This is a genomic window from Burkholderia sp. Ax-1720, from assembly GCF_011753035.1.
GTDB lineage: Bacteria > Pseudomonadota > Gammaproteobacteria > Burkholderiales > Burkholderiaceae > Burkholderia > Burkholderia gladioli.
The window spans coordinates 1-1,799 of the sequence record NZ_VWWK01000394.1; the positions used below are offsets into that span (position 1 = coordinate 1).

Below are 1,799 nucleotides of genomic sequence, written 5' to 3' on the forward strand. Positions count from 1 at the left end.
TGCGACGCCGGGCGCATCGGGCTCCACGGCCAGCGCGAGCCGGCCGCCGCTGAGCGATTGCAGGCTCTGCGCGCGCAGCGCGGCGGCCACCGGCAGGATGGCGCCGGCCTGCAGGGCGATCGTCAGCGCCAGATCCGGCAGCGCGTCGCTGAGCACCGCCGCCGCGATCCAGGGATCGGGCCGGCCCGGGCCTGCGCTCAGCAGCACGGCGGGACAGCCCGCCTGGGCCGCGGCGGCGGCGATCGCGATCCAGTCCTCGGCACACGCGGCATGTCGCTCGTCGTCGCGCAGCGGGGCATGCAGCAGCAGGCCCGCGCTCATGCCGCGCGCGAGGCGGGGCGCCAGCCCAGCGCCGGCGCGATGGTTTCGGCCAGCGTGCGCAGCCGCCGCAGTGACTGGTCCAGCGAGGAGCTCTCGGACTGCACCACAGGCAGGAAGTAGCTGGCGAACGGGAACAGCGCCGGGTCCGCGCGCAGGCTCTCGATCACCTCCTCGGGGTGGCCGTGGTGCACGTTCAGCAGGCGCAGGATCGCCTCGGGTTCGGTCACTCCCGGATGTCCCGTGGCGGCCAGCCAGGGGATGTGGCGCAGCACGTCGTCGGCGAGCTCGGCCAGCGCGGCACGCCGGTCGGCGGCGGGGAACACCGCGCGGACCACTCCCAGGCGCGGCGCGCGGGTAGTGGCGTCGGCGCGCTCGCGCCAGGCTGCCAGATAGGCCTGGGCCAGCGGCAACTGCACGCCGCGCGGATCGTGCACCGCCGTGCCGAGCAGCAGGCCGTTGCCGTGCACGGCCGCCAGGCGCGCGCCCTCGGCGCTCGAATGCGAGTGCCAGAGCCGCTCGCGCAGGCCGGCGGCCGGCGGCTGCAGCCGCAGCGTCGCCGCATCGGCGCCATCGTCGGCATGGCGCGCGGCCGATGCCAGCGGTGCGCCCGCGAGCGCCTGCTCGAGCCGCTCCAGGGACGCGGCGAAGCGCGCTTGGCGCGTGCCGACGTCGATGCCGAAGGCCGAGAACGCATCGAGGTTGGCACCGCCGCTGCCGAGTCCGAGCTGTACGCGTCCGCTCGACAGCACGTCGAGCACGGCCGCGTCCTCGGCGAGCCGCAACGGATCCTCGAGCGGCAGCGTGACGATGCCGGTGCCCAGTTCGATGCGGCGCGTGCGCTGGGCGATGGCCGCGAGCAGGACCAGCGGCGAGGGCAGCCGGCCGTATTCGGCGCGGAAGTGATGCTGGGCGACGAAACCGCCGTCGAAGCCGAGTTCCTCGGCGGCGACGAACAGCGTTTCGAGTTCGGCATAAACGCGCCGGGCATCGCCGGCGCCGTGCACGTGGGTCAGGAAGCCGAGGCGGAACGGGCGGCCAACGGGCTCGGCGCGATCGGCCGCGAGGGCCCGCGGCGCTGACGCCTGCGTGGATCGGGAGGTATCGGTCATGTCGGAAGTGTGTCGAGGTTGAACGAAGTGGCGGCCGGTTCGAGGTCCGCGGCGGCGGGTGCCCAGCCGAGCAAGGGGGCGATCTCGCGCGCCACCGACTCGATGCGGCGCAGCGCCTCGGCGAACGGCGTGCCGAAGGTCTGGACCTGTACCACCAGCTCGGTGATGCCGGCCAGCGCGGGATCGGCGCCTAGCGCCGCGGCAATCTCGTCGGGCGTGCCGCGCAGCACGCCGAGACGGTCGAGCAGGGCGGGCAGTTCGCCGGCTCGAGGCGGCGGCGTGCCGTTCGCCTCGGCCTGGCGTGCGGCGTAGCGCAGGATGTCGGGCGCGAGCGCGGCCTCGACTGCGGCGCGGTCGGCGCCGGGGACC

1 protein-coding gene and 2 pseudogenes are annotated in these 1,799 nt (G+C 75.2%); all 3 read right to left on the minus strand.

Features of this window, described 5'->3' with window-relative positions:
* Window positions 1-321, minus strand: a pseudogene (locus F3J18_RS37075) (LLM class flavin-dependent oxidoreductase); the annotation flags it as partial.
* Window positions 318-1,430 (minus strand): LLM class flavin-dependent oxidoreductase, encoded by a 1,113-nt coding sequence (locus tag F3J18_RS37080; RefSeq protein WP_166917136.1) that lies wholly within the window; start codon window positions 1,428-1,430, stop codon window positions 318-320. The pseudogene F3J18_RS37075 and the gene F3J18_RS37080, both read right to left, overlap by 4 nt.
* Window positions 1,427-1,799, minus strand: a pseudogene (locus tag F3J18_RS37085) (hypothetical protein); the annotation flags it as partial. The gene F3J18_RS37080 and the pseudogene F3J18_RS37085, both read right to left, overlap by 4 nt.